12 protein-coding genes are annotated in these 12,760 nt (G+C 30.7%); 1 reads left to right on the top strand and 11 read right to left on the bottom strand.

Features of this window, described 5'->3' with window-relative positions; genetic code table 11:
* Positions 1-7: 7 nt before the first annotated feature.
* The 11 genes from minD to JOC62_RS15635 form a co-directional block, all read right to left on the bottom strand.
* Positions 8-805, bottom strand: coding sequence for a septum site-determining protein MinD (minD, locus tag JOC62_RS15685; protein WP_204596237.1), 798 nt, complete (start codon positions 803-805; stop codon positions 8-10).
* Positions 806-824: 19 nt separating this feature from the next.
* Positions 825-1,460, bottom strand: coding sequence for a septum site-determining protein MinC (minC, locus tag JOC62_RS15680; RefSeq protein ID WP_204596236.1), 636 nt, complete (start codon positions 1,458-1,460; stop codon positions 825-827).
* A gap of 200 nt (positions 1,461-1,660) precedes the next feature.
* Positions 1,661-4,675, bottom strand: a complete 3,015-nt coding sequence (locus JOC62_RS15675) for a penicillin-binding transpeptidase domain-containing protein (RefSeq protein ID WP_204596235.1) — start codon at positions 4,673-4,675, stop codon at positions 1,661-1,663.
* Positions 4,672-5,163, bottom strand: a complete 492-nt coding sequence (gene mreD / locus JOC62_RS15670) for a rod shape-determining protein MreD (RefSeq protein ID WP_204596234.1) — start codon at positions 5,161-5,163, stop codon at positions 4,672-4,674. Before mreD ends, JOC62_RS15675 begins: the two co-directional genes overlap by 4 nt.
* Before the next feature lie 11 nt (positions 5,164-5,174).
* Positions 5,175-6,020: a rod shape-determining protein MreC gene (mreC, locus tag JOC62_RS15665; protein ID WP_204596233.1), complete on the bottom strand. Its 846-nt coding sequence runs from the start codon at positions 6,018-6,020 to the stop codon at positions 5,175-5,177.
* Between the two features lie 4 nt (positions 6,021-6,024).
* A complete protein-coding gene (locus JOC62_RS15660; RefSeq protein ID WP_204596232.1) occupies positions 6,025-7,038 on the bottom strand; it encodes a rod shape-determining protein in 1,014 nt (337 codons plus the stop codon).
* 18 nt (positions 7,039-7,056) lie between these two features.
* Positions 7,057-7,746, bottom strand: coding sequence for a RadC family protein (gene radC, locus JOC62_RS15655; protein WP_204596231.1), 690 nt, complete (start codon positions 7,744-7,746; stop codon positions 7,057-7,059).
* A gap of 46 nt (positions 7,747-7,792) precedes the next feature.
* Positions 7,793-8,362: a Maf-like protein gene (locus JOC62_RS15650; protein ID WP_204596230.1), complete on the bottom strand. Its 570-nt coding sequence runs from the start codon at positions 8,360-8,362 to the stop codon at positions 7,793-7,795.
* Positions 8,363-8,575: 213 nt separating this feature from the next.
* Entirely contained in the window at positions 8,576-9,343 is a 768-nt protein-coding gene (locus JOC62_RS15645; protein ID WP_204596229.1) for an SPOR domain-containing protein, read from the bottom strand.
* A 145-nt stretch (positions 9,344-9,488) separates the two neighbouring features.
* Complete coding sequence (locus tag JOC62_RS15640; RefSeq protein WP_204596228.1) at positions 9,489-9,668, bottom strand: HTH domain-containing protein; 180 nt, start codon at positions 9,666-9,668, stop codon at positions 9,489-9,491.
* Between the two features lie 96 nt (positions 9,669-9,764).
* The gene (locus JOC62_RS15635) at positions 9,765-11,222 is read right to left on the bottom strand and encodes an aminoacyl-histidine dipeptidase (RefSeq protein WP_204596227.1); all 1,458 of its coding nucleotides are present in this window, start codon (positions 11,220-11,222) and stop codon (positions 9,765-9,767) included.
* Positions 11,223-11,404: 182 nt separating this feature from the next.
* Here JOC62_RS15635 and pyk point away from each other — a divergent pair.
* The coding region (gene pyk / locus JOC62_RS15630; RefSeq protein ID WP_204596226.1) for a pyruvate kinase at positions 11,405-12,760 on the top strand (1,356 nt) is incomplete at its 3' end.

Raw genomic sequence — 12,760 nt, 5'->3', positions numbered from 1 at the left:
ATACCCCCTACTTACGTTTGAATAACTTCATTATAGATCCAAATAAACCTTGTGGTGCATCACTTAAATCCATAAAAGGTACATTTTCGCCAGTTATTCTCTTTGCTATATTTCTAAATGCTTCTCCAGCTCTTGCTGATTCTTCTAGAACTATTGGTTCGCCTTTATTTGTAGAAACAGTTATTTCTTTGTCATCAGGTACAACCCCTATTAGTTCAATTGAAAGTGTTTCGATTATATCACTTACATCAAGCATGTCTCCTCTTTGAGTCATAGCATAGTTCATTCTATTTATAATAACAGAATGATCTTCAAGACCTTTAGCATCCAGTTTACCAATTACTCTATCGGCATCTCTAACAGATGTAATTTCAGGATTTACTACAACTATAGCTTTATCAGCTCCGATTACTGAGTTTTCAAAACCTTGTTCAATACCAGCTGGAGAATCTATAATTACATAATCAAAATCTTCCTTTAGTTCTTTTACAAGTTTAAGCATTTGTTGTGCACTTATATCATCTTTATCCTTTGTTTGTGCTGTTGGAAGAAGGCATAGATTTGGAAATCTTTTATCCTTAATTAAAGCTTGCTTTAATCTACATCTTCCTTCTATAGCATCAACTATAGTATACACTATTCTGTTTTCTAATCCCATTAGTACATCTAGATTTCTAAGTCCTGTATCACCATCAACAACTACTACTCTTTTCCCAAGTGCTGCTAATGCAGTACCAATATTAGCTGTTGTTGTAGTTTTTCCAACTCCACCTTTTCCTGATGTAATTACAATAGATACTCCCATTTAACAATCCCTCCACGCTTTAATAAATATATTTATTCGGTAAGTACGGTTCTACTATTATTGCCCCATCTTTTATTTTTGCAACCTCTGGATATTGGGGCTTTTCTGAATCCGGTGATAGTGTCGCAATATCTGAAATCTTTAATATTTCTGGCTGAAGACTAAAGGCTGCAATTATTGCTTTTACATTACCATTAGCTCCTGCGCTAACATTTCCTTTTATACTACCTAAGACAATAATATTACCAGTTGCTACAACTTCTGCACCGCTATTTATATCTCCAACTATAACGATATTTCCATTATAATTTATACACTGACCACTTCTTACTGTCTTTCTCAAAAATTTTGTTCTCCCCTCATACACTCCCGTAAAAGTTTTCTTATCTTTATCCTTTGAAGATTCATCTTGCAATATAATATCTTTTATTTCTATTTCATTAAATAATACTTCTTTAAGATGTATTAGGTTTTTCTCATTAATAGAGCTTAAATTTGTGCTAATAGTTAGCGTAGAATTTTTATAAAAACGCTTCCCTCTTGATAATTTAGTAAGCAAATGTTCTAGCATTTCTTCAAAATCACTAAATTTATTCATATTTATAATAGCACTTAAGCCACTTCTATTACCTTTTATAACTATTTTATCATCCATTATTGGTTTCCCTCCACCAATCCTTGTCACTTTAACATTATTCTACAAAACATAATAAAATCCTTCTATTATTATATCATTAAAATGTAAGTATTTGTAGTTTTAGTTTCTTTTTTAAAGTAAAAACAACATTGATACCAGTAAGGTCCAATGTTGTTTTTTAATTAGTGAAAACTATTTAAATATAATAATTATTAGCTTTAGTTGTTAGAAGCACTCTTGTCTTTATCCTTATCTTTGGCATCCTTTTTGTCTGAAGCATCCTTCTTATCAGCTTTTTCTTGTTCTTCCTTTTGTGCTGCTTCATTATTATCCTTAGGTGCATCTAAAACATATTTCTTAAATGTAGATGAACTCTTGGCATATTCTGGATAATCCTTTAAGATTTTATCTTTAAAGTATGCTTCATAAACAGCTTTCGCAACTGGTGCAGTATATGAACCATGACCACCGTCATATATAACCCCAACAAAGGCTATTTCTGGTTTATCAATAGGCGCAAAACTTACATATGTTGCATAAGGCGATCTACCAAAATCTCTTTGGTCATTTGAATAATCGGCTGTACCTGTCTTACCTGCTGTTTTTATAGGGAATGAACTAAATACTGCTGAGGCTGTACCACCTTCAGCATCATTAACTTTTGCCATACCTTCTTTAACTGCAGCAAGTGTTGCTGGATTCATCTCTACTTTATCCAGTACTTTTGGTTTAAATTGCTCTACCACTTTTCCATCTACATCTGTTACACTATCTACTAAATGAAGAGCATATCTAGTTCCTCCATTTGCAAGTGTTGATATATATGCTCCAAGTTGAAGTGGAGTATAGTGATTTATACCTTGACCAATAGCTGAATAAATAACCTGACCTGGTGATGTCATTTCTGCTGATTTATCAGTAACAACATACCTTGCAATTGCACTAGAAACAGTTGATGCCTGCTCATCTATATTAGCTTTTTTGTTATACTTATCTTCATACTTCTTAACATTATTCTTATAAACATCTGAGTTTTGCATTATACCTTTTACATCTGATAAAATACTAGCCGCAAATTCATTTTGACCCATTGCAGATTTCCCTGTAGCTACTACTTCAAATCTATCTTTAATTTTTTGTTTTAAGTCTACTTTTAAGTTCTTAACCTTCTCTGAATCATCATCTTTATATGAGAAGTCAAAAGGAATAAAATTATACGTTCCTTGATAAGTAGATAATGCTGATCCACTTGGAACTTCCTTTTCTAAAAAGTCTGCTATTTCAAAATTTGAAAGTGCTATAGTGCTCTCCTTAAATGTCTTAAAGTTGTATGTCTGCCCTGTAGTATTTTCTTCTATTTCTATTCCTGTTGAAGGATTTGTCTTACTATTTGGGTCAACTCCAAGACCAAATTTCCATGCATATTTTGCAATAACATTTAAAGCTTCAGGTCTATTAGCATTTCCCCCATCTTTCATATATAATCTATATGCAGTTTCATAGAAGAAGAAGTTACATGAAACTTGAAGCGCTTTTTCAACATCAGTAGGACCATGACTACCTGGATATATCCAACATACCGGTCCAAATCCAGTACCAAATGTTTCAGGGTGAATATTAAATTTACCTGTAGCGTTTATAGTCACCCCTGGTTTTATTACCCCTTCTTGAAGACCCGCTATAGCCGTTATTGGCTTAAATATAGAACCTGGAGGTAATGTACCTAAAGTTGCATAATTATAGAATGGTTTTGCATATAAGTCATATGGGTCTGTTCTATATCCATTTTTATCTTTAGGGAATAAATCATCTACTGATTTTTTAACTCCTGTCTTCTTTATAAGCTCTTTACCAAACTTCTCAAGATCTGGTGAGAAGTATTGCTCTGTTTGTTCTTTTGTAAGCTGTCCTGGTATTGCAAAAAGATTTGGATCAAAATCTGGATAACTTGCCATTGCAAGTATCTTACCAGTATTAACATCAATTGCAAGAGCTGCCCCTCTAGTTGCATTCGGGAAACTATGACCGTCAGAATCTGTAGTTTGTGTTCTAACTTTATTTATTGTATCCTTTAATGCTTCTTGCATAGCATACTGAACATTTTTATCTATAGTAAGATTTACATTATTACCTGGATAAGATTCTAACTTAAATAACTCTTCTGTTTTTCTACCTTCTGAGTTTACCTTAACAGTTTCTCCACCTTTAACACCTTTAAGTTCATCTTCAAAGGCTGATTCTATACCTGATTTTCCTACAAGGTCAGTTGATGGATCATATCCTCTTAATTTATAATCATCTTCTAAAGAACTATCTATTGTTCCAACATATCCAAGGACTGATGATCCTAAGTTCTTATAAGGATATTCTCTAACTGGTTGTAAATCAACACCTATCCCTGGTAAATCATTAAGTTTTTGATATATTATAAACGCTGTATCTTTCTTTATATTACTTGCAATAGTTACAGCTTTATACCCTTTAAAACTTTGCATCTTTATAGCATCTTTAACAACCATATAATCTCTTATATCATTAAGTGAATATTTCTTTAATATAAGATCTGTCAGCTGTTTACCAGTCATATCTTTATATTCTTTCTTTTCATCTTTTGATGGATCTGGATTAACAAGTCCTATAAGATCATAGCTTTTCACTAAATAGTAGAACGCTTCCTCTGGAGTGACTTTTAATAACTTTTGATCTATTTGTGCAATCTGATTATCTGTTAAATCTTTACTTTCATCTCCAAAAAGTTCTCTTTGAATTTGCTCATTCATTCCTCTATCTTTTAAAAATCTAAGCTTTTCATATTGTTGATTATCAGGAGATGAATCTTTATATCCAAAATAAAATCCACCTTTATCATCAATCTTTACTAATAAATCATCTTGAACACTTTCTCCATTTTCTTTAAGAACCTTAAAGATTGAATCCATTGTACTATAGAATTTCTTTTGTGCCTCATCTGTTGTTGTATATGTTAATGTGTAAGTTTGTTTATTCGTTGCTAACACATTACCATTTTTATCTAAAATCTCTCCTCTCGGAGCTTTTTCTGCAATAAATCTAGTAGCATTTTGGTTTGCCCTATCTTCATAATCATCGTGTTTATAAACTTGTAAATAAACTAACTTTAATGATATTATGCAAAAGATTATTAGCATGATAATATTAAGTACTGTATACCTAGAAAGTTTTTTCTTTTTACTTTTTGGTTTATTAACTATCATTTAAACCTCCACTTATTGTTTACATCTTCAGTATTTGAAAACATTAATACATATTTGTATACTATAAATGCTATTACTGAATTATATATTGCAACTATAAGTATATTATTTAAATTTACTTTGTAATTTAAGAAGTATAATATAGCAAGAACAACTAAATGCTTAACTATAGTAGCTCCAAACACTGTAGCTACAGGAACTAATTTTCTCTTCTTAAATACTCCATTACCTATATAAGCTGCTAATATACATATAAACATATTAACTATTGCATTTATTCCTACCCCATTTGCAAAATAAATATCTTGTAGTATTCCACTTACTGCCCCAATAAAAACTGCATCTTCAACTCCATTTATTAATGAGTATAGAACAGCAAAAGTAAATAATAAACTTGGGAATCCACCATATATACTTAAAAATGGCATTACCGAATTATCAATTACTAATAAGAGAATAGATATTAAAACCACTATCAATTTTTTCATATCATCACCTCTTAATATTTAATCTCACGTTTATCTTTAGGTACTACAATAAATAATCCTTCAAGTTTATTAAAGTCAACGCTTGGTTTAACAACTGCATTTTTCATTACATTTACCTTATCTTCTTGAACTGATACTACTTTTCCAATCATTATATCTTTAGGATATATTTGTCCAAGACCTGATGTAACTATTGTATCTCCCTCTTTTATATTCGAATCCATAGGAAGATTTTCAACTTTACATGCTCCAGTTCCATCTGCGTTTCTATAACCTCTTAATATACCAGTATTTTCTTTAGTGCTTTCTACTTTAACACTTACTGCAATATTTTCATTTAAAATACTCTTTATTATTGCCCAGTTGCTACCAACTGAAGTAACTTGACCAACTAAACCATCAGCCGCAATTACTATCATACCTTTTTCTATGCCATCACCTTTGCCTTTATCAACAATATACCCATCTAATATATTTCCTCCAGCATATCCTATGATATTAGTAGCTACATAATTATAATTATCTCTTGAATCTTTAAACTTCAAAACTTTTCTTAATTGATCATTTTCTTGCTTAAGATCTGAATACTCTAAAAGTTGTTTCTTAAGCTCTGCATTTTCTTTTGTAAGATTATTGTTCTCATCTTTTACAGTAGAGAAATTTAAACATAAATCAACAAAATCTTTAATCTTTACATTAACGGTATACGCAATTTTCTGTATAGGATTTAACGCTGCACCTGCACCACTTTCAATAGCATTTTTATTAGGATCTTTGAATGTATAGATAATTAAGCCTAAAAATGCAACTGACAGCACTATTATAGTGACTGCCAGTTTGTTCTTAAGACGCTTCATGTCTTTATCTATCTTCCTTACTAATTCTATCGAAATCTTCTAAAGCTTTTCCAGCTCCTAGAACAACACAATCTAATGGTGATTCCGCAATATGTACAGGCATATTAGTTTCCTTCATTATTAAAACATCTAATCCTTTAAGCATTGCACCTCCACCAGCTAACATTATTCCTTTTTCCATTATATCAGCTGCAAGTTCTGGCGGTGTTTTTTCAAGTGTTGTCTTTATTGATTCAATTATTGCATATACAGGTTCTTTTAAAGCATCTCTTATTAATGATTCTGAAATTTCAACTACTTTAGGTAATCCAGTAACTAAATCTCTTCCCTTAATTTCCATAAGTTTTTCTTCATCATCAACTTTATAAGCTGATCCGATTTCCATCTTAATTTGTTCTGATGTTCTTTCACCAATCATTAAGTTGAATTCTTTCTTAATATAAGCAATTATTGATTGATCTAATTCATCACCAGCAACTCTTAATGATCTGCTTGTAACTATTCCTCCAAGTGAAATGATAGCTACTTCTGTAGTACCTCCACCGATATCAACAATCATACTTCCTGTTGGTTCACTTACTGGAAGTCCTGCTCCAATTGCTGCTGCCATTGGCTCTTCCATTAATATAACTTCTCTTGCACCTGCAAGTTTAGTTGCTTCTTCTATTGCTCTCTTTTCAACTTCAGTTACTCCTGAAGGATAGCATACTATTATTCTTGGTGCCTTAAATGCACTCTTACTTGCTGCTTTTTCTATTAATGACTTTATCATTGTATGTGCAACATCAAAATCCGCAATTACACCATCTCTAAGTGGTCTTATAGCAACTATATTTCCTGGTGTTCTACCAATCATCATTTTTGCTTCTGTACCAACTGCAAGTGGTCTTCTTGTTGTACTGTTTATTGCTACAACTGATGGCTCTCTAAGAACTACACCTTTACCTTTAACAAATACAAGTGTATTAGCTGTTCCTAAATCTATTCCCATGTCTTTACTAGTTCCGAAAAATCCCATTTTTCATTCCCCTTTCGATTATAATATTCCTTTTTCTTTTAAGCTTACGTAATTATTTCTACCTATTATAATGTGATCAATAAGTTTAATCCCTATTATCTCTCCACTTTGATTAATTCTGGTAGTAACTTTTATGTCCTCACTACTTGGAGTTGGGTCTCCTGATGGGTGATTATGACATATAATTATTGAAGCTGCACTACTTCTTATAGCTTCATTAAATATTTCTCTTGGATGAACCAAAGAAGAATTTAAGCTCCCCTTAAAAACATCTTTAATTTTTATAACTTCATTTTTAGTATTTAGTATAATTAATTTTAATACTTCTTGATTACTTGCTCCCATTTCACCATAGAGCATGTTTGCAACTTCTCTTGGTGATGTAATTCTCTTAAATTCATTAAAAGATTTATAGGTATTAAACCTTCTAAAAAGCTCAGCTATTGCAAGTATTTGCGAAGCCTTTGCCTCTTTTACACCTTTAATTTTTGTCATTTCTTTTACTGATGCATTTAAAATACCATTCAACCCATTAAGTTCTGCAATTATTTTTTGACTTAAATTTAATACATTTTCACCCTTAGTACCAGTTCTTAAAACTATCGCTAAAAGTTCTGGATTACTTAAAGATTCTGCACCGTATCTTAATAATTTTTCTTTAGGTCTCTCATTTTCAGGTATATCCAACATTCTAAGGTAATTGTCCAAATTTATTTCTCCTTACTTTTATTAGAATACCCATCCCCCTTTAAAATTATTTAGTTACTCTTTTAATCATCTTGTATATCCCATTAAGCGGTAATCCAACTACATTATAATAGTCTCCTTTTATGCCTTCTACGAAAACTCCACCTTCGTCTTGTATTCCGTAAGAACCTGCTTTATCAAGAGGACTTCCACTTTCAATGTATTTTTTTATTCTGTCATCACTAATTTCTGAAAAAGTTACCTCTGTTTTAAAACTCTCACATATTATCTCTTTTGTTTTATTATTTATAATACAAACTCCAGAGTAAACTTCATGAGTGTTTCCACTAAGCATTCTTAGCATTTTAAAGGCATCTTCCTCATCTACAGGCTTTCCTAAGATATTGTTATTAAAAGAAACAACTGTATCTGCTGATATTATTATGTCTTCGCTCTGTGCATTATTTAAAACAGCCTTAGCTTTACCTAATGCAATCTCCTCCACATACTTATTAATGTCATCTTTGAATTCGACATTTTTCTCCTCAAACTCACTGACAATAATGTCGAAATCATCTACTATTCTTTTTAATAATTCCTGTCTTCTTGCGGATGCTGATGCTAAAATAAACTTCATAATATCCCTCTTTATAAATAACTTTTAATATAATATAGTATTTCCAGTTTTTAATTTCTTTAGATATAAATACTACATATTTTTAAAATAATATTAGGTGTAGTATTCTTTAAATCAAAGATTACTACACCTAATATAGTTTATCATTTTATAAGACCATAAACAAGTAAAAACGCCTTATAAAGATAGAATTAATTTTTTTTTAAGAATTGCTTACACTCTATGTTTTATAAGCATTTTATATATAAATTCAAGTGATTTTTTGGCACCATCTCTATTTAATTCCTCTGGTAATTTTTCTATGTGTTCCCTTAAATTTTTAAGTTCCTCATTATCTTCTTTATCTTTAGAATCTTTTCCAAGTTCATTTGTCCATTTTTTAAAATCTGTCGTATTTACACTTCTTACTTGTTCATTCTCTAATTCATTTAAAATTTTCATAAAACCCGTAACTATTTCGTATATCATTGAGTTTTGATTATCACTTAATGCATATTCACAATTTATTTTAACGTTGCTTATTTCTTTCTTTGTTAATTGCTCGCTTACCTTTTCTACAGAATCCTCTGTATAGATTCCAGCGATTACTCTAAATTTTCCATCTTCCTCTATTATAAATTTATTATAATTTGATGGAATATCATTTAGTACTTTCTCTGCATTTTCCTTCTTTCCATAATATCCACATTGAATCATAGAAAATTTTTTGTTATCCCCAGATTCTGTAACTTTTCCAACTGTTTCTTTATCAGCTTCACCCTTATTAGCATTATCCTTTTCTTCATTATCTATAGTACCGCTCTGCTCTGTCCCCTCAATTGCATTTGCTTGCTCTTCATTCGGAGTACTATTTCCCTTAAATAAAACTTTTCCTATAAGCAATCCTATAACTATTGCTAGAAGTACTCCAATAATTCCTATTGTTAAAAAGTTTCTTCCCGGCTTTTTTCTTGGCTTATAATTATATCTTGTGTATCCCATCTTATCCCTCCTAAAACATTACTTTATTAAAATATATTAGGAAGGAGTCAATAATATTCATTATGTAAAAAAATCTTCACCTAAAATTTTAGGTGAAGATTTAAAACTAATAAGGGATTGTTTTGATAAATCAATGTATATAAAATTAATTGTTAGCTGCGTAAAAACATCTTTTTGGTGAGATAATTTTCTCCTCTTTTTTTAACTCTTTAATTGCTTTATCAACTTCTTTCTTATCAATTCCTGAAGCTTCTGCAATTTGGCCACCTTTTAACGGTTCCTCTGAGTTATTTAATATTTCTAATACCTTTTCTTTTATATCCATAAAAAATTACCTCCAAAAACAATATTTTTTACTATGATTTTATTATATACTAATCCACTCGGGATTTCAATAATAATTTTTAATTAATAATTATTATTAATACTCTTTTATTGCTTTTAAAATATTTAATAGATATTCCCAAACATGTTGAACTGATTTTATGCTCATATGCTCTTGTGGTGTATGAACATCGTAAAGATTTGGACCAAAGCTAATCATATCTAAATCTCCTAATCTTTCTTTAAATAGTCCACATTCAACACCTGCATGAATTGCAACTATCTTTGGTTCTTCTCCATACATTTCTTTATATACATCTTTGCAGATTTCTCTTATTTTTGATTCACTGTTATATTCCCATTCTGGATATTCTGCATTAGTTGTAAAGCTTCCACCTAATATTTCTGTGATTGTTTTACTTCTTAGAACAATTTCATCTTTTAATGTAGCAACTGAACTTCTTACAGCACTATCTATTCTTACTCTATCTTCTGAAGTAGTAACAACACCTATATTTGTTGAACTTTCTACTAATCCATGCATAGATTTACTCATTGTATTTATACCATTTGGATAAAGGTATAAAAGATTTATAACATTTTCTGTACATTTTTTATCAAAAGTCTTTTTAGCATCATCACATTCTAATATTTCTAAAGTAACATTTGGATCTTGAACTTTAAATTCATGCTTAAAGATTCCATCATATCTAGCTATTTCTGCCTTTATGTCTTCAACTTGACCTTTTGAAACAGTTATAACTGCATCAGCTTCTCTTGGAATAGCATTATCTTTAGATCCACCTTCTAAGTGAACTAATCTTATATCATAATTATCATAAAGATCTTTTAATAATCTTGCCATAAGTTTATTGGAGTTACCACGACCTTTATTTATTTCCATTCCTGAGTGTCCACCCATAAGACCTCTAAGCTTAACTTCTAAAGTAACATGTTCTTCTTCTTTAGCTTCCCAGTTGATATTCATAGCTGCTTTACTTCTTACTCCACCAGCACAGCTTACTAGAAGTTCTCCTTCTTCTTCTGAATCAAGGTTTAATAAAATTTTTCCGTCTATATGATCAGGTGATATATTCATAGCTCCTGTCATACCTGTCTCTTCATCTGAAGTTAATAATACTTCAATAGCTGGATGCTCTATAGTATCATCAGCTAAAATTGCCATTCCATATGCAACAGCTATTCCATTATCTGATCCAAGTGTTGTTCCATTTGCATATATGTAGTCTCCATCGACTCTTAATTCAATTGGATCCTTTGTAAAATCATGCTCTGTATCTTTATTCTTTTCACAAACCATATCCATATGACCTTGAAGTATAACTCCAGGTGCATTTTCATATCCTTTTGATGCTGGCTTTTTAATAACTACATTTAAAGCTTCATCTTGTATTACTTCTAATCCAAGGTCTTTAGCAAATGAAACTAAATAATCACTTATTCCTTTTTCATTTCCTGAACCTCTTGGAATTTTTGAAATTTCTTCAAAATACTTAAAAACTAATTCTGGTTGAATATTTGTTAAAACTGACATTTTTTATCTTGCCTCCTATTAATTTATGATAAAATTGTATTGTGGATAATTTTAGTATATCATAGTCTATTTATTTTAAACTAAATTAATAATAAATATTTAATTTAGTTTATTGAATATTTGCACATACTAATCATCTATGGTATTTGAAATGATCTAATAAATATTTGCGAGGTGATTTTATGCAAAAAACAAAAATGATTTTTACTATTGGACCTGCAAGTGACTCAGAAGAAATCTTAAGAGAGTTTATAAAAATAGGTATGAGCACTGCAAGACTTAATTTTTCTCATGGAACTCATGAAACTCATAAAGAAAAGATTGATTTAATCAAAAAAATAAGAGAAGACATGAACTCCTCAACAGCAATTATTCTTGATATTAAGGGACCTAAGATAAGGACTCATAATTTTAAAGATGATCAAGCTGAACTAAAACAAGGTGATAAATTCTCATTTATATGTGATGACGAAATACTTGGAGATAATTCTAAATGTTCAATAACTTACAGAGATCTTTATAAAGATGTTAAACCTGGCGGTACTATGTTAGTTGATGATGGACTTTTAGTGTTTAAAATTGATAACATTGAAGGTAAATCTATAAATTGTACTGTTGAAGTTGGTGGCACAATTAAAAACCACAAGGGTGTTAACGTCCCAAATGTTAGTATAAACTTACCATCAATTACAGAAAAGGATACAGAAGATATAATCTTCGGCTGCAAAAATGGTGTTGACTTCATAGCTGCATCATTTATAAGAAAGGCTTCCGATATATTAGATGTGAAAAAGATACTTAATGATCATAACGGAAGTCATATTAAGGTAATAGCTAAGATAGAGAGTCAAGAAGGCGTAAATAATATAGATTCTATAATTGAAGCTGCAGATGGAATAATGGTCGCACGTGGTGATATGGGAGTTGAAATTCCTATAGAAAAAGTTCCTATAATCCAAAAGAAGATTATAAGAAAGTGTAATAAGGCAGGTAAAGTAGTTATTACTGCAACTCAAATGCTTGATTCTATGATTAGAAATTCAATGCCAACTAGAGCTGAAGCTTGTGATATCTGTAATGCAATATTTGACGGAACTGATGCTATAATGCTTAGTGGTGAAAGTGCTTCTGGTAATTTCCCAATAGAAGCTGCAAAAACTATGTCTAAAATAGCTATAGAAACTGAAGAAAATTTAGATTATAGCCATCTTAATTATAAAGGTATGGAGCCTTCAAACCTTTCATTTTCTGATGCTATAAGTTACTCTGCTTGTAGAACTGCAAACGCAGTAAATGCCGAGGCTATAGTTGCTGCAACTCAAAGTGGTGCAACTGCTAGACTACTTTGCAAGTATAGACCTAAAGCACCAATAATAGCTATAACTCCATTTGATTATGTAATGAGAGGATTAGCCCTTAATTTTGGTGTTCTTCCAGCACACTGTGAAATGTTTAATACAACAGATGAAATATTACGTGAAGCAAAAAGAATTGCAAAAACTTTTGATTTCGTAAAAGAAAATGATGAAATAATAGTT

The organism is Clostridium sardiniense, assembly GCF_016907995.1.
Taxonomy (GTDB): Bacteria; Bacillota; Clostridia; order Clostridiales; family Clostridiaceae; genus Clostridium; species Clostridium sardiniense.
This window is presented reverse-complemented; position numbering and strand designations above follow the sequence as displayed.